Origin of the sequence: Levilactobacillus paucivorans, from assembly GCF_001437125.1 — a bacterium.
Lineage (GTDB): Bacteria > Bacillota > Bacilli > Lactobacillales > Lactobacillaceae > Levilactobacillus > Levilactobacillus paucivorans.
Map to the genome: position 1 here is coordinate 42,385 of NZ_JQCA01000165.1, position 17,050 is coordinate 59,434.

Genomic DNA, 17,050 nt, shown 5'->3' on the forward strand with positions numbered 1-17,050 from the left:
TAGCGCGCCGCGATCGCTCTACTCCGCGACCTCAATCCCTAGCAGGCCAATGAGTTGGGCCGCCTGAAATTGATTAATCTTTAAGCCCTTTGCTAGATCAGCATTGAGGCTAACGCCGGCAAAGTCGGCAGCGTGCCAGTCGAAGCCAGCCAACCGCGTTTCAATAAAGCTGGCCCCGGTCAGTCGTGACCCGGCGAAGTCCACGCCCTTCTTACTCTGAACGGCCTGAAAAGCACTCTCCAATAGATCACAATCCAAGAAACTCATCTGATTCAGCTGAGCCTCGCTAAAATTGGCATAGACCAGCTTCGACGCTTGAATACTGGAACGTTGCCAAAAACTACCAGTCAGCTCCGCCCCGGATAACTGAAGATTGCGTAAATCGCAGTCATACCAGCGGGTCTCACGCCACGAGGTATTCACCAACTGGCTGTGCCGCCAGGTCACCCGAACAAACTCACCGTCGTCAAAGTTGGTCTGTTGAAACGTGCAGTGATCCAGCTCAACATCCATCAAACGGATGGCCGCGTTGGCTGGCGTGAAGGTACAGTTCTGATAGGTATGTTCCATTTCGATATCATCAAACGCCAAGGTTTGATCGGCAATGACGGGATAATCTGGCATAATTCTTTAACTCCTTTTCCTCTTAGTCTACCCGTTTTCCGGGGGTAAAGCGATCACACAAAACGGGTTCCTCATAAGTTGGGGAGCCCGTCGGTTGATACTTATTTGACAATTTTAACTAATTTAGGATTCCCGGTGATGTACCCACCAGCCACCTTGTAGCGCTTAGTGCCATGAACCGCGGTATTCCAACCGTGGGAGTAATCCCAGCCAGTTACCTTGAAGATATGACCCTTCTTGTAATGCTGGAGATGTTCGTTCAGGTTGACGTCACTGTAGCGGTTTCGACCGTCTCGGCCTTGAACCTTGATGACCGTTCTTGGCTTGTTAGGTGTCACGTAACACTTGCTGCCTGTGATGTAGGTGCCATCTGGCAGCTCATACCGGGTCACATTGCCAACCTTTACCAGCTTGGTCACGGGAACTGCGGTGCCCTGTTTTAAGCGGCTGATCTGGTCGTTAAAGGTTGTCGTGGCGTGGGTCTTGACTCCCTTAGGGTTGGTGACGTACATGGTTTGGGTCGTCATCTTTTGCCAATATAACTTAGCCACATAAGCCGATTTCGCTGTGATGTAAGTGCCATCACTCAATTTGTAGCGAGGATTGCCTGCCTTAGAAGTGGCAGTGCCAACAACTTTGAAGATCGGCGCGTAGATCCGTGGCTTTTTGACGTACTTTTGAACCCGTTCGTTCTTCTTGAAATCGACGTTCTTGTAGCGATATAACTTCTGTTTACCGTAGACCTTGAAGGATGAGCTCCCTACTCCATTACCGGTCTCTGAACTTGAAGGAACACTTGGATTCTTAGTATAGGTGATAGTCACCGGTTTGGCCCGGGTTTCATCCGCTTGCTCCTGAACGAAACTGACCTTATCTGTATTCGCCGTGTAGCCTTGGATATGAGGAATTAGAAAGTGTTCAGTATCCATATAGACCTGGCCCGAATAACCAGTGATCACCCGAGGATTCTGGTAATCATCGAAATCTTTTTCAGGTACCACGCTTCCGTCCGACATCTTGTAAGTCAGATTTAAAGTCAGGTTTGCCTTTTCGAAAGGCATATGATCGGCGTCAATGAAATAATCAAAACGACTTGGAATTTGCGATCCTGGTTCCAAAGCCTTCTCCCTAACCAACTCTTCATAACGATCAGCATTAAATGCATACCCTGTCGATACAACTAGAATGGCAGACGTGTCAGTATCTTCAGGAACACCCAGAAATTTGTTACCTTGCTCTTTAGTCCAAATCCGGTTGTTTACGCCGCTTCCAAATTGCCAAAGCATTTTCATAGTCACACCCGCTTTAGCTATCGGCAACGCATCAAATAAATCTCCTACTGTGGTATCTGCGGTCAAAAAATAATCACCAACATCGTACTGATTTAGGTCGAACCCTGACCCATCTTCGGCAGGATTCAAATTGTTATACCTAATGTGGACTTCACTTTTATCCGTCTGCTCAGCTGTCACGGTGTCGCCCGCCAAAGCAATTATATCGCCAAAATCCGTGAAAATCAGTCCAATAAGTCCGACCACAACTGCCAAACCTACCATGATTACCGTTCGTAGTCTTTTAATCATAAGTCCCCTCCAAGTCCGCGATGTTTGCGATATGTCGTTAGGTTCAGTATATGTGAAAGCGTTTACAAACTCAACTTTAATTCGAACTTTCCGTTTTAATCTGCATCAATTCCCCCTATTCAAAAAGGCAGCCGAGAGTTTTACCCCTGGCTGCCAACTGACTTATTTCATAACTTTAACAAGGGCTTTATTGGCACTAATGTAGCCTCCAGCCACCTTGTACCGCTTACTACCGGTCATCCCCGTAATCCCACCAAAGGAATAATCCCAACCTTTAACGGTAACGGTCTGGCCCTTGGTAATTCGCTTGATCCGATGCTGTAAGTCCACATCGCGGTACAGATTGATGTTGGCTTTAGCTTTGATCTTAGTAACCTCTTTGGGCTTAGTCGGCGAAACCAACTGCTTGTTTCCGGTAATATAAGTCCCATCCGCCAACTGGTAACGCGTCAAATACCCCTTCTTCACTAGCTTGACGACTTGAACAGAACTCCCTTGTTTCAGATGACGAACCTTAGTCGTTAACGGCATCTCTTGATACAGGTTCGTTCCTTTAGGACTCGTGACATAAAGCGTTGTTTGAGCTCCTTGCCAGTACAGCTTATTCACAAAGGCCTTCTTAGCCGTGATATAACTACCATCTCGTAATAAGTAACGCGGGTTGCCGGCTTTAGACGTCGCTGTCCCTACAACATCGAAGACTGGGGCATACATCCGCGGCTTCTTGACATAGTGGTGCAAACGTTCAGCCTTCTTGAAATCAACGTGTCGATACCGATAGAGCCCCCGCTTACCATACACCTTGAAGAGCGTCTTGACTGGCTTTGGTTCACTCGGTGTCGCAACTGCATTTTTGGGAGAGTTCTTGGTATAAGTAATCGTTACTGGCTTTGCCTTCGTCGCATCCGTGCCATCCTGGGTGAAGGTCACAGTATTTACATTCGCCGTATAGCCCGCAACCTGAGGAATCAGATAATGTGGCGTATCTTGATAGGTTTCCCCTTCAAAGCCCTTAATCGTTTTCGTTGCTGTAGTCTTTGTATCACTTGTGGGATTGTCACTAATATCTGTAACCGAAGCTGGTAAATCGGAGCCATCCGCCATCTGATAAGTTACTTGCATGGTCATATTTGGTTCCTTCAACGGGAGGGTATAGTCTATTTTAATATCCGCTGCATTGGCATCATAGGTTGGTGTTTTCTGCATATCCTGATCGAACTGTGCCACATCTAGTACTTGATTGTCCGCAACCATATTTGAAACCTCCGCATCCGACATTGCCGGAGACGTGTCACTCATAAACGGCTCCATCATTTGGACACCCTGTACAGGCTCCCAAATATGCGTTGGCACATAATTTGCCACTTTTACCGATTCCTGTAGCATTCCTGCTTTACCGTACCCCCCTACAATTACCGACTGGTCAAAAAGTTTACCATAGGTTAGTGGCAGATCAAGCTTCGAGAATGGTATATCAAAGTCTGTATAAACTTCTTTTGAATAATAGAGTCTAAAGGTAACCACGGTATCATCCGCGGCCTTGGCAGTTGTCGCTGTTCCCATTGACACTGGTATTGTCACGACTAACCCCATAATCAGACCGACCATAATTATTAAAATACTTTTCATCCAGTGTTGCTTCTTCATAACCTTTATCCCCTTTGACTATCCTCTTGAAGCTTTTATAATTTCATTTAAAGAGCTGATTTGAAATTCTTTATGGCTATAACGATACCTTCTTAATTGAATTATATGCGCAAACGTTTACATTCTCAATCTATCTCCCAGCAGATCACCGAATCTGGACAAAACAAAAAGCGCTCAACCAGTCCGAAGACCAATTGAACGCTTTTACCACAGCATTCGTCGAAACGAATGGATTTATCTCGGAATCCACATTCCCTCAAAATCAGACACGTCACAATACGGTGACATATGTGCCCTGCTGACAAATTCACCTAGCCGCTTGCGCGGACGCCCCTTGCAAGCAAGGAACGCGTGATTTCTCGACTCATCGCATACAGAGAATCATAGCACAGACTCCCCGTCGCTTCAAGCCCTATTTTTTCTTGACGTCGGTTTCCTCGCGATTAGCTTCAGCCGTTTGGAGTTTTTCAATCTGCAACTTCAGCCAGTCGTGCAGGCTTTGGTCGGCCGTTTCCGCCTGTTCGACGTAGGTATCGGCCGGTGCCAAGGCATCGATTCGCAAGCCCGAGACATTGATATCCGGCGTTTCAATCACGGCGTAGACGTTCAGGGGTTCCTCAACGTCGGTCGTCATGATTTTCCCAATAGTCTTGGTGTCTTGCAGTGGCAGGTTAATCACACTGAGCTCTAAGCGCACTGAGATGTCCGTATCGGTCACCGTCAGCGTGGCTTGGGCAAGCGTGTCCGCCTGAATCTTGTCGCGCATGAAGGCCGCCAGAGGCGCCATCACGCCATCGGGATCGGCGAAGAATTTCGCCTGAGTTGTCTTTTGTTCCAAATGTTCCAAATTATCGGCTTCAACAGCCGCCATAAAATCATCTACGTTGCGTTTCATCTTAGATTAACACCTCGTTATTATTTCTGGAACCGTCGCCGGTCTTCACGTTCTCGGTCAGCCTTCCGTAACCGTAAGGCCAGAACTAGCCAGTAAGCATTAGCTGCGATAACGGCTAGGCTCGCCAGGGCCATCCCCAAACGAACCATCATGTCCGCATGGCCGTACCACATGGTTAGAATCACGCCAACCGGCGCCAGCGTATAGAGCGCCATGATCAGCCCCATCAGGTAGAACGAAAGCCGCCAGTTCAGTGCTGCCATCACGATCGGAATGGCGTAAAACAGTAAGGCTAACAGTGATGTATGCCAGAATTCCGCCATAGAATTTTCCTGGCCACTGCCCGTGACAAAGGATCGGGTCATTAAAAAGTTAATTACCCAGAACCCGAAGAGAGAAATGATGTCCCAAGCAATTACGTTACGATCTTTCATTTTAGAATTAAACTCCTCAATATAGTTAAGAATAAGAAAAAGGCGCCACCAAACCGACGACGCCTTCAGTCAATTTATTCTATTCTAACGTATTCGCCGGATAAAATCAGCAGATCTCCCAAATCGACTAGTTAATCGACTAATAAGTCAATGACGTCTGCGGTATCGATCCCGTTGAAGTACTGCTGGGTGTCGACACTGTTCAAGACGGCGGCGACATCCTTACGGTCATACCGCACACCGGCTAATTTATCTGCTAATTCGGTCGCATCGCCGGGACCAAAGAAGTCCCCGAAGAACGTGATTTTTTCAATCTTACCCGCGGTAATCATCAGGCGGGCATCGATCGTCCCTGCCGTGAAGTGTTGCCGCTTCTTAACCGTGAACTCAGGCGAGTTGCCGTAGACCCAATCCCAGTTGGCATAGTAATCATTGAAAATCTTGTCGATGGCGGCCTGTTCGCTATCCGCAATCTGAACCTCTTTATCCGCAATCGCGGCAAGGTCATCAACGTGGAAGAGTTCCTTTAACAATGTGTCTCTGAATTCGGGCACGGTCAGGTTCTGGTATTGCGGTGCCAGGAATGGCTTCAGGTTCGTTACCCGAGAGCGAACGGACTTGATCCCCTTAGACTTCATCTTGTCGGCGGGCACGTTCAGGGCGTGTGCAATCACGTCTTGATCCACGTCGAGCATCAAAGTCCCGTGGGAGAAGGTCTTTCCGCTGTGAGAGTACATCGCGTTACCGGAGAACTTCTTGCCGTCGACTAAGATGTCATTGCGGCCAGAGACTTCCGCGGTCGTGGCGCCCATGGCGTGCAGGGCATCGACGATCGGTTGAACAAAGGACTTGAAGTCCCCGAACTCCTCACTGTCACTGTCAACTACGAAGCTGAAACACAGGTTGCCCAGGTCTTGGTACACGGCCCCACCCCCAGATAACCGACGGGTGACGGTAATCCCTTGTTCCTCAACGTACTTCTGGTTAATTTCTTCCAGCGTATTTTGATTCCGGCCGACAATGATGCAAGGGCCTTCGTAATAAAATAGGACCAATGGTTCATCGAATTTTTTATTGTTCATTAAGTATTGTTCCGTTGCCAGGTTCCGGCGAATATCGTGTGACTTCATGGCATACCAGTACATAAACCTAAGACCCCTTTCAAATGACACAGCCACCGGGTACGACCCGGCTACGCTAAATGATAGCACGCTCTGAAAACGATTACAATTTACACGTATTCTATGGAAGAATTTATTCATAAATTGGGTGATATTTGGGCGATCGAACCTCTCGGAGTGTGGTGTAGATAAGCGCTAACACGCAACCTTGTTGAGCACCGGTGTGGTTTATTGGGGGCGGACCTCTCGCTTTGTGGTTGTGGCTTTGTGGTTGTGGCTTTGTGGTTGTGGCTTTTTGTTTAGGGATTGTGTTCCTTGAAATTAAATGGTCGAAACGTGCGATCAAAGGCAGCCGACTCCGCTTAACCCCGATAAGCTGGTAATCCAAGACCAGGATTATCAGCTTATCGACGTTAATGCTCATCGGCTAACCGCCTTTGATCGCACTCTTTAACAAAAAAAGGCGCCAGACCGAAGTCTGACGTCAGCCGCGTCAGGGTTCACCCCTGGCGTTGAAAGTATGGCCATTAATGGTGGCCGTAGTCACCATCCCTTTTATACCCTCATTATAATCGCTTTAACGAAATAATTATAGAAAAGTGCCTAGTCATTCTGGCCATTTACCAGGCGACGGAAGTAACCGTGACCGTGGAGGTCTTCCTTGAGGTCAGTCATCGTAAATTGATGATAGAACTTTCGGTAGTCCTCATCGGCCAGGGTAAACAGGTCTGTCAACGTTTGCGAGATGTTGGCCGAGATATCCGTATCATCGGTCGCCTGAGTCCCCTTGGAATCCCCAGTAATGAATCGGGCGTAACTGATAGTCGGGGGAATCGTCAGGTCGTAGAGTTCCCCAACGTTAATCTCATCAAGATTGCGCAGGAGTTGGTACCCGCCGTTTTTTCCGACGGAACCTTCGATATACCCCTGCTTATGGAGTACGGAGAGAATGTTGCGGATCATCACCGCATTCAATTGAAGTGACGTTGCCAGTTCGCGGCTTGCAATCTTCCGGGGACGATTCTCATCCAGGTAGAGCAAGCTATGGACTGCAACGGAAAAGTCTAATCTCATCGTCTAGCCATCGCTTTCAAAAAGTCTGTATTCGCATGTAACCGATACAAATATCATACCACAAAACCATCGCAGGGCGATGAGAAAGCGGCGACCCCCTGAGAACTTTCTCATAGAGAATATACATGCATATTATTCTAACAAATTGCATAGATTACGCCCATAAATAGGTGGTTAGACAAGCAAATTGTCCAACTACCCCCTTTTAGGTTAAATTTTTTATCATTTTAACTATTGTCTGCGAAACTTGATACATCAGAGTTTGTGAGGGGTTTATGAAGAAATCATGATTAAAATTAAAAAATAAGGGTTGTAAATGAGAATTTGATTAATTATAATCAGAACCAATTATTGTTCGATAGCAGATTGAATACGCAAGAACGTTTATTCATCGGGCTTAATCTACATAATGAGAGGTAGATTAGAACATTGGGGAGGGATTTCCGTGAAAACCGCATCAAACTTTCTAGATATTAAAGACGTCAGCACGGCTTTCAAGATTAACGGACACTACTACGACGCCATCTCCCACATTAACCTCCAAGTCCAACACGACGAAATTCTCGCCATCGTTGGTGAATCAGGATGTGGTAAGAGTACTTTAGCCACAACGATTATGGGCCTTCATGATCCAGCCGAGACCAAGATTTCCGGCTCCGTCGACTTCGAAGGGACCGACCTACTTGGCTTAGACGAAGATGGTTATAACCAATTCAGAGGTGCCAAGATTGGCATGATCTTCCAAGATCCCCTGTCAGCCTTGAATCCCCTCAAACGTATTGAGGACCAAATTAGTGAGGTCATGGATTACCATACTTCCTTATCTAAGTCCGCCAAGCATGACCGGGTCATTGAACTGCTCAACCAAGTTGGGATCGTCAACCCCGAACGGACCGCTCGCCAATATCCCCACGAATTATCTGGGGGGATGCGGCAACGGGTCATCATTGCCATTGCGATTGCCTGCAAACCGGACTTAATCATCGCCGACGAACCAACCACGGCGTTGGACGTGACGATTCAAGCACAAATCTTGGATGTCCTTAGAGACATTCAACGTGAGAACCACGCCGGTATCATCCTCATCACCCATGACTTGGGTGTTGTGGCCGAGACCGCCGACCGAGTTGCGGTTATGTACGCCGGCCAGATCGTCGAACAAGGAACCGCGGAACAAATCTTCAATTCACCGGAACACCCCTACACCCGTTCCCTCTTACGGTCGATGCCGCAACGAGACAACGAAAACGATGACCTCTACGTCATTCAGGGTAACGTCCCTTCCTTACAGAAGATGCCTAGCAAGGGTGACCGGTTCGCCCCACGGATCCCTTGGGTACCAGCCAGTGCCCACGAAGAACACCCGACAATGCACGAAGTTGCGCCGGGGCACGAAGTCCGTTGTACCTGTTACAAGGACTTCACATTTCCAGATGAGAAGGGGAGCGTGACGGAATGAGCCTAATCGAAATCAAAGATCTCAAAGTTCACTATCCCATCCGCACCGGATTTTGGAACCGCATCACCGATTCCGTTCGGGCCGTCGATGGCATCACCTTCAATATTGAAGCCGGTGAAACCTACGGATTAGTTGGTGAATCTGGTTCCGGCAAGTCCACGACTGGCAAGTCCGTCGTTGGCCTCGAAAAGGTTACCAGCGGGTCCATCCTCTATAAAGGACAGGACATCACCAAAGCTGAAAACCGTCGCAAGTTGGATTACAACCGCGACGTCCAAATGATTTTCCAAGACTCCCTGTCGAGTCTGAATCCCCGGAAGCGGATCGAAGACATCATCGCCGAACCCCTCCGGAACTTCGAACACCTCAGCAAGGATGATGAGAAGCTACGAGTCTTACAACTGCTCGACATCGTTGGACTGGATGCGGATGCCTTATACAAGTACCCGCACCAATTCTCCGGTGGGCAACGGCAACGGATTGGGGTCGCCCGTGCGGTGGCTACCAACCCCAAGCTCATCATCGCTGACGAACCGGTCTCCGCTTTGGACCTCTCCGTTCAAGCCCAAGTCTTGAACTTTATGAAGAAGATTCAACGTGAATTCGGCATTTCCTACCTGTTTATCTCTCATGACTTAGGGGTTGTGCGGCACATGTGTAACAACATTGCCATCATGAACCGGGGCCGGTTAGTCGAGATTGGAACCCGTGACGACATCTACAATCACCCGTTACATATCTACACGAAGCGGCTTCTGGCAGCGATTCCCGAAACCAACGTCAACCAACGTGAAGCCCACAGAGCCTCTCGGTTGGCTGTTGAAAAGGTCTACCAGGAACAACAAAGCAAGTACTACGACGATGACGGCGAGGCCTACCCACTGGTTCAGATTTCTAAGACCCACGCGGTAGCCTTACCCCAAGCTCTGGCTCAGCAACTTGCCACCCAGGAAGGAGAGGTGCAGGCCTAATGTGGAAAACGATTCTCCGGCGTTTCTTAATTATGATTCCTGAAGTCATTATTCTCAGTCTGCTGGTCTTCCTCCTGGCTAAGGCGATGCCCGGTGACCCATTTACCGGTTCGATTAACCCCAAGGCTGACCCCCAGCAAATCAAGCATTTAATGCGTATGAATGGGTTGTACGACCCTTGGTACCAACAGTATTGGAACTGGGTGGTGCACTTGTTCCATGGGAACTTAGGGAACAGCTACCAGTACCAAGAACCCGTTACACGGCTGATTGAAGGCCGGGCCGGGAACACCCTCTGGTTAGCCCTATTCACCATGATCCTGACCTACGTCTTTGCCCTCCCAATGGGGGTTTTCGCTGGCCGTCACGAAGGTAAGTTACCCGATACCATTATCCGGGTCTACACCTACGTAACCTACTGTATTCCGTTCTTCGTTATCCTGGTTATCGGGATTTGGATCTTCGGTTACGTTTTAGGGTGGTTCCCAACGACCGGGTCAATATCTTCGGACGCTTCCGGCTGGCTACATACCGTCGGGTCACGTTTCTACCATATCTTGTTACCTGGTCTTCTCGGAGCGCTGTTTAGTACCGTCAACATTGTTCAGTACCTGCGTTCCGAAGTTATCGACGCCAAGCATTCAGACTACGTCAGAACGGCGCGGTCCAAAGGGGTGCCGAACCGAGATATTTACTTACACCATATCTTCAGAAACTCACTCTTACCAATTGCCGCCTTTGCCGGCTACTCCATCACCGGGCTGTTGAACGGGTCAATCTTTACCGAAACGGTCTTCTCTTACCCTGGGATGGGCTTGCTGTTCGTGAACTCGATCAGCTACCGGGACTACACGGTTATCACCGCTCTAGTCCTCATTTATGGGATTTTAAACTTACTGGGAACCCTGCTCTCCGATATCATCTTGAGCATCGTCGACCCACGAATTCGGATTGAATAAGGAGGCTAAACAGAATGGCAGAAAACTTCGAACAACACTCAGATATTTCCGCAGCTGATTTGGCCCGCCTATCACAGGAGGCTCAGGCGGAAGCTACGCCATCGACGGCCAAAATCATCTGGAGTGAATTTAAGGCGGATCGTCCCGCCATGGCTGCCCTCTTCATCATCGTTGGCTTCATTGTCTTCGTGATGGTAGGTGCGCTATTTATCAACACTCCCAAGATGATGGAAACCAACATCATGGCGTACTTCAACCAGCCGTTCACCCCTGAATTCTGGCTCGGTGCCGACTCCGGTGGTCGTTCCGTGGCCAAGCAGCTGATTGTCGGATCTCGTAACTCCATTGGGATCGCGATTGGCTTGACCATCATCTCGTCTACTTTCGGGATCTGTTGGGGACTCATCTCCGGTTACTTCAACGGTTACATCGACTGGGGCATGCAACGGGTCTATGACTTCATGATGATGTTACCCATGACCATGATGATTATCGTCCTGGTTACCATCATCCCCCACTATAACTCTGTGACCTTAACGTTCATCTTCTCCATCTTCTATTGGGAAGGAACGTCACGGCTGATTCGGTCCAGAACCTTGGCCGAAGCGGAGAAGGATTACGTGGCTGCTTCCCGGACCTCTGGGACTAGCCACTGGAAGATTATCTTCAGAGAAATCATGCCTAACATTTCTTCTCTGATCATCGTCGACTGCACCCTGTCCTTCGCCGAAAATATCGGGGTTGAAACCGGGCTGTCTTACCTGGGCTTCGGGCTACCAAGCCAGACGCCTTCACTCGGGACCATGATTTCTAACGCCAATGACCCCAACAACATCACACAATACTGGTGGACTTGGTTGCCAGCCGCACTGGAAATCATCATTCTTTGTTTAGCGATTAGTTATGTCGGCCAAGTTCTGCGGCGCGCTGCGGATGCTTCGCAACGCCAAGGTGCTGCCGACTAATCACCCAATTTCATTTGAGGAGATGGTGCCACCCTTCATCTGCGTCAGTCGTAACATTGGTTCCACAACCGATCCTGAGGAGAATCGGTTGGCTTATAACTTGAGGATTTTATACAAGGGGGAAACATAGTATGGATAAGAAAAAGCTCGCATTGTCTGCCGTGGCTGTTCTTGCAACACTCAGCCTTGCAGCATGTTCCAGCAAAAGTTCATCCAGTTCCAACTCCGGGACTAGTGGCGCTTCCGTAAAAATGTCCGCTTCATATAAGAACACGAAAGCCACTGATAAGTCCGCGACGAAGAACAGTACATTAAAGCTCGCAGAACCTAACGATTCGCCATTCCAAGGGATTTCTGACCCCGTCTTATCGACTAACGCCGAAGACGCCGATGTCTTCTCACCAGGTGGAGATACTCCCGGTAACATCAACGGGTTATTCCGGACCGACGCCAACTTCAAGATTATTGATGGTGGGTTAGCCAACCAGAAGATTGACCGGAAGGCTAAGACCGTGACGATCACCTTACGCAAGAATGCTAAGTGGTCTAACGGTGACAAGGTTACCGCCAAAGATATCGAATACCCATACGAAGTTATTGCGAACAAAAACACCACTTCACAACAATACTCCGCTGACTACAACGCCATCAAAGGGATGGCCGAATACCATACTGGTAGTGCTAAGACCATCTCTGGGATTACCTTCCCTGACGGTCAAACTGGTCGGACGGCTGTGATCCACTTATCGAAGGTTACACCAGCTATGAAGTATTCTGGGAACTCCTTCATCTGGCAATCAGTAGAGCCATACAACTACATCAAGAACGTGCCAATCGCCAAATTAGCTTCATCCAAGCAAGTTCGTAAAGACCCACTCTTCACCGGTCCTTACAAGTTGGATAAAGTTGTTGAAGGTGAATCCACGACTTGGTCACCAAACAAGTACTACTATGGCAAGGCACCACAAATCAAGCACATCAGCATCAACGTGGTTTCTTCCAACAACATTGACAAAGCTATCCAGTCCAACAAGTACGACTTCACTGTTCCTAACAGTGTCATGCGTGGGACTGACTACAAGCAGATCAAGAACGCCAAGAACTACAAGATGGTTGGTCAAGCTGCCCTCTCCTACGGTTACTTTGGGTTCAACGTTGGTCACTACGACACTAAGACGCAAAAGAACGTGATGGATAAGAACAGCAAGATGAGCAACAAGAGCTTACGTCAAGCCATGATGTACGCCTTGAACCTCGATGCCGTTAACAAGAAGTTCGGTAATGGGATCACTTGGCGTGGGAACACGTTGATTCCACCAATCTTCAAGAAGTACTGGGACTCTTCAGCCAAAGGTTACCCTCTGAACATCAAGAAGGCTAACCAATTACTGGATAAGGCCGGTTACAAGAAGCGTAACGGTAGCAAGTGGCGTTCCGATCCTAAGGGCAAGCCATTAACCATTAACTTTGGGGCGATGACTGGGACTTCAGCCCAAGCCGCTGAATACCAAGACTACCTGCAACAATGGCGCAAGGTTGGCTTGAACGCTAAGTTGGCAACTGGTAAGACGATGGAAATGAACAGCTTCTACTCCACCATCCAGAAGCCACAACAAAACACGGTCGACATTTACGCCGCCGCATGGAGCTTGTCATCTGAACCAACGCCTACGCAAATCTACGGTGAAGATGCAACCTACAACATGGGTCACTTCGTCACTAAGAAGAACACGCAACTTATGAGTGACATGAACAACGAGAAGGCTTGGAACGATACTTACCGGACCAAGATCTTCAAGCAATGGCAGAACTACATGAACGAACAAGCCGCCGTTGTCCCTGATAACTTCAGTTACAACTGGTCACCTGTCAACAAGCGGGTTAAGGGCTTTGACATGGGCGCTGCTAACAACAACTTCTGGACGAACTTGTCCCTCACTTCATCTAGCATGAAGTAAGCATTCATCTCAATTACCGTCGAATCCAGCGAGATTCGGCGGTTTTTGTTTATCCTAAGATAGCGGCCGTGGCCATCAGAAACGCCCTTCTTTCACGGCCTAACTCACCATAGAAAACGAATCGAGGCTAGTTAATATGACTAATGACTGCTTTATTTGTCAACGCATTGCCTTAATTAAGGCGAATAAGAACCCTTACTTGGTTAGAGAATTGCCCACAGGTTACGTAGTCTTAGCGGATACCCAATACTTCCGTGGTTACACCTTGTTCCTAGCAAAGGAACACGTCACCGAGCTCCATTTAATGGACCCGGCGGTTAAGATCCAGTTCCTAAAAGAAATGAGCTGGGTCTCAGAAGCCTGTGCCATCGCATTCAAGGCTGATAAGATGAATATTGAAATGCTGGGGAATGGCGATTCACATGCTCATTGGCACATTCTGCCGCGCCATAACGGGGATACGCCGCAACCTGGGCCTATCTGGTGGGTTGATCCTGCTATCATGTATGCCGACAATACCGCCCCGGCCCCGGATGACTTGCTAACCATGAAAAAGGACCTCAATCAGGCACTTGATGAGATCCTACAGAAATATTCGCGGTAGAGAATCTAACAGCGACAGGTCCCCCTGCCTTGATTAAAATGAAATGAGCCAAAGAAGAGCTCTCGTAACTTTTGTTATAATTTTTCAACCTAGAGGTACCCCCTAGTTCCCGCGTTTTCATCCCTTTTCATACGGGTTTCTAGGAATTAATTACTTACACTCTGCTAAATTAATGATATAGTATAGGTAAAGTTTTAACATGACTCGTGAAGGGGTGGCATTCCATATGTTACAACAATACAAGAACATTCTGGTTCCCGTTGATGGCTCCAAAGCAACCCAACCAGTCTTAGAAAAGGCAATTGAAGTCGCTAAACGCAACCAAACCCATCTTGATATCTTAAATGTCCTTGAAGTTAACCAATTCAGCGACACTTATGGTGGTGCTGTGAGTGGTGACGTCATTTACAAGCTTTCTGAGGACGTTCAGGAACGACTTGATAGCTTGAAACAACAAGCCATCAACGCCGGTGTGACTGACGTCAGTATCCACGTTCGTTTCGGTAATCCTAAGCCGGTTATCGCCCGAGAATTCCCAGCGGACCACGGTTCCGAATTGATTGTCATTGGGTCAACTGGATTGACCGCCGTTGAACGTTTAATGGTTGGTTCTGTAACCAACTACGTTAGCCGTTCTGCCATCTGCGACGTCTTAATCGTTAAGCCAACTAAACTCAAATAAACAACTGGTCCCTCACCCTTGTGGTGGGGGATTTTTTTGTGGCCAGCTAACTTGAATACCCCCTGAACATTCCCAGCGAATAGGGCTATAATAGATCTCTGTAGATCACCATCTACGGCCCGAATCGGAGCGGGTCTGTTTCATTACTTTTAGGGAAAGTCATCCTTCGTGATGACAGGAGGAGTTAAACATGAACAACTTACTTAAGGGGTCTCTGGCCCTGACTATCGGTCTGATCGGCCTAACTGGCGGTCTGACCACGGCCCATGCGGCTACCAAGTCCCCATACTTAGATATAAACCACTCATTTATCCGTTACGTCCAGCTCAAGAAGAACCTTTACATTGGCGCGCAGAAGAAGTCGGGGAAGACCTTCAAGCGTGTTCAGAGCAAGAAGGGCACCATCGTGGGAATCCTTGGCATGGGCTATAACAAAAAGGATAAAAACGGCAATTGGATTGTCAATGCCGGCTTTACCAACGTCTCCGACCACTATGGTCGTATCAAGAATCTGACCTATAAACGTAACGTTTCCGTTCCCCTCAAGAAGGCGAACTTTAAGATCGTCAAACTAGGGGCTGAGCCTACGCTGTATCAGGCCGGTAAGGGTTTCAAAGGTATCCTAAATAGCACGACATTTACGTCACAAGCTGCCTTTTATTTGACGATGGACCACTACGTTCAATACTACAATGCTTCAGCAATGAAAAAGTTTGCCCCCGACGGCGCTGTAGCCACTGTCTCGGGTCTTGATGTTTGGAAGCCAACCCACTCGGCCAAGGCATATAAAGTGACGACCAAGGGTAGAACGACGAAAATCTACACCCATCGGGCCATCAAGGGCTTGCCCAACAAACGCCTTGCCAAAGGCAAATACCGTTTGACTATCAAAGACTTGAATCGTCAAACAAATCAAGACTTTTTCCCATTTGAGGATGCGTACTATGCCTATGCCACCTGGTCTAGCTATCGGGTCAACGGCAAGCCTTACTTCTCCGGCACCGCTGACGAAGACTATGACTAAACTGGTTTAGAGATTTGGAACAAATAGGCCGCCTGCGGCTGCCAGGGATTACGCCTGCTGTGGGGACGCTTCAGCCTGGGAACCGGGCTTCTCGCTCGACTTTAAGCCCCGCCAGGGGCACGGGTCTTAAAGGTCGCCCGTACTGTAAGGCCGAGAAAAACACTCGGTCTAACAGTACCGCCACGGCCGGCTCCATCCCTGACCTCCTCCGGCTAGGTTGGTTCTTTAGTACAGCCGAGAGTCTCAGTCTCGTATTCCTATGGTATTCAATTAACTTTTAACTTAACCGACCAGTCCCACTACCGCATTACTCGGAGTGGGACTGGCCGGTTTTTCTCTACGTAACATCTGAGACTAAAATGGTATGATGGTTAGTAATTAGATAGACAAAATCGTCTACCAACTCAAGAAAGAGGTAACCTCCTTTGCACTGGACCTATACGCGCACTCTGCCCTCAACTCAAATATCCCGTTCCCTACGAGACCAGCTGACGGCTTGGTTACTCCCGAGCCACCTGGTTCATGATCTGCGGATTAATCAGCGCGTGCTTGTCAATGGCAGTTACCGGTCAATGAACCAGCTCGTCGGACCCGGGGACCTCGTTCAAATGACCTTTGTCCCCGACGACTTCAAGGAACCCTTTCCCGAGGTCGATCCCGACAGTGCGGCTACCGTGGCCGTTATTTATGAAACGGCGGACCTCCTCATCGTCAATAAGACGCGGGGCAGTAAGACGCACCCGAACCAACCGAGTGAACGTGGGACCACTCTAAACCACGTTGCGGCCTACCTGGGAGCCGATCAACCCGGCCCTTATATTTTAAGCCGGCTGGATCAGGAAACTACGGGTGCTTTGATGATGACCAAGACCCCTGCTGTCGTGCCGATCATGGTACGCAACATTGCCGAGAAGCGCGTTCAACGCACCTATTTGGCCTGGGTGGCTGGTCACCTGGCTGGTGAAGGGACATTTGACGCCCCCATCGGCAGAGACGGTAGCGTCAAGAATCTTGTGTAAATGAAATGCCTTCGTACATATAATATGTATC

The 17,050-nt window shown here is 48.6% G+C and carries 16 protein-coding genes; 9 read left to right on the forward strand and 7 right to left on the reverse strand.

What is annotated here, in order from left to right:
• Positions 1-18 precede the first annotated feature (18 nt).
• The 7 genes from IV54_RS11015 to IV54_RS11050 all read right to left on the reverse strand — a co-directional run bounded on the left by IV54_RS11015 (position 19) and on the right by IV54_RS11050 (position 7,378).
• A complete protein-coding gene (locus IV54_RS11015; RefSeq protein ID WP_057879373.1) occupies positions 19-624 on the reverse strand; it encodes a pentapeptide repeat-containing protein in 606 nt (201 codons plus the stop codon).
• A gap of 101 nt (positions 625-725) precedes the next feature.
• Positions 726-2,207 carry a DUF5776 domain-containing protein gene (locus tag IV54_RS11020; RefSeq protein WP_057879374.1) on the reverse strand — a complete coding sequence of 494 codons (1,482 nt, stop codon included), beginning with the start codon at positions 2,205-2,207 and terminating at the stop codon, positions 726-728.
• A 162-nt stretch (positions 2,208-2,369) separates the two neighbouring features.
• Complete coding sequence (locus tag IV54_RS11025; RefSeq protein ID WP_237756728.1) at positions 2,370-3,770, reverse strand: DUF5776 domain-containing protein; 1,401 nt, start codon at positions 3,768-3,770, stop codon at positions 2,370-2,372.
• A gap of 496 nt (positions 3,771-4,266) precedes the next feature.
• A complete protein-coding gene (locus IV54_RS11030) occupies positions 4,267-4,749 on the reverse strand; it encodes a hypothetical protein (RefSeq protein ID WP_057879376.1) in 483 nt (160 codons plus the stop codon).
• Positions 4,750-4,769: 20 nt separating this feature from the next.
• Positions 4,770-5,183 (reverse strand): hypothetical protein, encoded by a 414-nt coding sequence (locus tag IV54_RS11035; protein ID WP_057879377.1) that lies wholly within the window; start codon positions 5,181-5,183, stop codon positions 4,770-4,772.
• Between the two features lie 131 nt (positions 5,184-5,314).
• Entirely contained in the window at positions 5,315-6,328 is a 1,014-nt protein-coding gene (locus IV54_RS11040; RefSeq protein WP_057879378.1) for a lipoate--protein ligase, read from the reverse strand.
• Between the two features lie 579 nt (positions 6,329-6,907).
• The gene (locus IV54_RS11050; protein WP_057879380.1) at positions 6,908-7,378 is read right to left on the reverse strand and encodes an Rrf2 family transcriptional regulator; all 471 of its coding nucleotides are present in this window, start codon (positions 7,376-7,378) and stop codon (positions 6,908-6,910) included.
• A 409-nt stretch (positions 7,379-7,787) separates the two neighbouring features.
• Here IV54_RS11050 and IV54_RS11055 point away from each other — a divergent pair, with 409 nt between their 5' ends.
• The 9 genes from IV54_RS11055 (at position 7,788) to IV54_RS11095 (ending at position 17,019) form a co-directional block, all read left to right on the forward strand.
• Positions 7,788-8,837 carry an ABC transporter ATP-binding protein gene (locus IV54_RS11055; RefSeq protein WP_057879381.1) on the forward strand — a complete coding sequence of 350 codons (1,050 nt, stop codon included), beginning with the start codon at positions 7,788-7,790 and terminating at the stop codon, positions 8,835-8,837.
• Positions 8,834-9,808: an ATP-binding cassette domain-containing protein gene (locus IV54_RS11060; protein WP_057879382.1), complete on the forward strand. Its 975-nt coding sequence runs from the start codon at positions 8,834-8,836 to the stop codon at positions 9,806-9,808. The genes IV54_RS11055 and IV54_RS11060 overlap by 4 nt, the downstream gene beginning before the upstream one ends.
• Positions 9,808-10,767 (forward strand): ABC transporter permease, encoded by a 960-nt coding sequence (locus tag IV54_RS11065; RefSeq protein WP_057879383.1) that lies wholly within the window; start codon positions 9,808-9,810, stop codon positions 10,765-10,767. The genes IV54_RS11060 and IV54_RS11065 overlap by 1 nt, the downstream gene beginning before the upstream one ends.
• A 14-nt stretch (positions 10,768-10,781) precedes the next feature.
• A complete protein-coding gene (locus tag IV54_RS11070) occupies positions 10,782-11,732 on the forward strand; it encodes an ABC transporter permease (RefSeq protein ID WP_057879384.1) in 951 nt (316 codons plus the stop codon).
• 131 nt (positions 11,733-11,863) lie between these two features.
• The gene (locus IV54_RS11075) at positions 11,864-13,690 is read left to right on the forward strand and encodes an oligopeptide ABC transporter substrate-binding protein (protein ID WP_057879385.1); all 1,827 of its coding nucleotides are present in this window, start codon (positions 11,864-11,866) and stop codon (positions 13,688-13,690) included.
• A gap of 136 nt (positions 13,691-13,826) precedes the next feature.
• The gene (locus tag IV54_RS11080; RefSeq protein WP_057879386.1) at positions 13,827-14,294 is read left to right on the forward strand and encodes an HIT family protein; all 468 of its coding nucleotides are present in this window, start codon (positions 13,827-13,829) and stop codon (positions 14,292-14,294) included.
• A gap of 226 nt (positions 14,295-14,520) precedes the next feature.
• The gene (locus tag IV54_RS11085; RefSeq protein WP_057879387.1) at positions 14,521-14,976 is read left to right on the forward strand and encodes a universal stress protein; all 456 of its coding nucleotides are present in this window, start codon (positions 14,521-14,523) and stop codon (positions 14,974-14,976) included.
• Positions 14,977-15,166: 190 nt separating this feature from the next.
• Complete coding sequence (locus tag IV54_RS11090) at positions 15,167-16,000, forward strand: hypothetical protein (RefSeq protein ID WP_057879388.1); 834 nt, start codon at positions 15,167-15,169, stop codon at positions 15,998-16,000.
• A 425-nt stretch (positions 16,001-16,425) separates the two neighbouring features.
• On the forward strand, positions 16,426-17,019 hold the full coding sequence (locus IV54_RS11095) for a pseudouridine synthase (protein ID WP_237756726.1): 594 nt from the start codon (positions 16,426-16,428) through the stop codon (positions 17,017-17,019).
• The last annotated feature ends 31 nt before the right edge of the window (positions 17,020-17,050 follow it).

Coding starts and splice junctions, on each gene's coding strand:
- IV54_RS11015 (WP_057879373.1), bottom strand. CDS start 624: ATGCCAGATTATCCCGTCATTGCCGATCAAACCTTGGCGTTTGATGAT.
- IV54_RS11020 (WP_057879374.1), bottom strand. CDS start 2,207: ATGATTAAAAGACTACGAACGGTAATCATGGTAGGTTTGGCAGTTGTG.
- IV54_RS11025 (WP_237756728.1), bottom strand. CDS start 3,770: ATGGGAACAGCGACAACTGCCAAGGCCGCGGATGATACCGTGGTTACC.
- IV54_RS11030 (WP_057879376.1), bottom strand. CDS start 4,749: ATGAAACGCAACGTAGATGATTTTATGGCGGCTGTTGAAGCCGATAAT.
- IV54_RS11035 (WP_057879377.1), bottom strand. CDS start 5,183: ATGAAAGATCGTAACGTAATTGCTTGGGACATCATTTCTCTCTTCGGG.
- IV54_RS11040 (WP_057879378.1), bottom strand. CDS start 6,328: ATGTACTGGTATGCCATGAAGTCACACGATATTCGCCGGAACCTGGCA.
- IV54_RS11050 (WP_057879380.1), bottom strand. CDS start 7,378: ATGAGATTAGACTTTTCCGTTGCAGTCCATAGCTTGCTCTACCTGGAT.
- IV54_RS11055 (WP_057879381.1), top strand. CDS start 7,788: ATGAGAGGTAGATTAGAACATTGGGGAGGGATTTCCGTGAAAACCGCA.
- IV54_RS11060 (WP_057879382.1), top strand. CDS start 8,834: ATGAGCCTAATCGAAATCAAAGATCTCAAAGTTCACTATCCCATCCGC.
- IV54_RS11065 (WP_057879383.1), top strand. CDS start 9,808: ATGTGGAAAACGATTCTCCGGCGTTTCTTAATTATGATTCCTGAAGTC.
- IV54_RS11070 (WP_057879384.1), top strand. CDS start 10,782: ATGGCAGAAAACTTCGAACAACACTCAGATATTTCCGCAGCTGATTTG.
- IV54_RS11075 (WP_057879385.1), top strand. CDS start 11,864: ATGGATAAGAAAAAGCTCGCATTGTCTGCCGTGGCTGTTCTTGCAACA.
- IV54_RS11080 (WP_057879386.1), top strand. CDS start 13,827: ATGACTAATGACTGCTTTATTTGTCAACGCATTGCCTTAATTAAGGCG.
- IV54_RS11085 (WP_057879387.1), top strand. CDS start 14,521: ATGTTACAACAATACAAGAACATTCTGGTTCCCGTTGATGGCTCCAAA.
- IV54_RS11090 (WP_057879388.1), top strand. CDS start 15,167: ATGAACAACTTACTTAAGGGGTCTCTGGCCCTGACTATCGGTCTGATC.